Origin of the sequence: Jeotgalibacillus marinus, assembly GCF_040801915.1 — a bacterium.
Classification (GTDB): domain Bacteria; phylum Bacillota; class Bacilli; order Bacillales; family Jeotgalibacillaceae; genus Jeotgalibacillus; species Jeotgalibacillus marinus.
Genome location: NZ_JBFMIA010000172.1, coordinates 1 through 268, shown reverse-complemented (window position 1 = coordinate 268; position 268 = coordinate 1). Strand labels below are relative to the sequence as shown.

1 protein-coding gene is annotated in these 268 nt (G+C 59.3%); it reads left to right on the top strand.

The window, feature by feature from the left end:
- Nucleotides 1-229 (top strand): hypothetical protein (locus AB1471_RS17420; protein WP_367780990.1); only part of this gene is annotated, 229 nt, incomplete at its 5' end.
- Nucleotides 230-268: the final 39 nt, after the last annotated feature.

Sequence of the window (268 nt, the reverse complement as noted above, 5' to 3'; positions counted from 1 at the left end):
GTCCAAAGAAACCTTGTCCTCCTCCACAGCCCGCCTGAACTCCACATCATCATCAGCCGCCGCCAGCTCCAGAAGTACAGAGGCCATGACCGCCGAGTCCTTCGCCGTCGCCGTGGTGGTGGTATTCGGCGGCGGGGTCGACGGCTTACGCGGCCCAGAGCACATGGCGGCGCGAGTGAAAGACGAGTTCTTTGTTAGCGGAAGAGTCAAAGCCTTGCGTCCTCGTTAAGAGGGAGACAAATGGTCACGCTTCTTGGTCGGGTTAAGA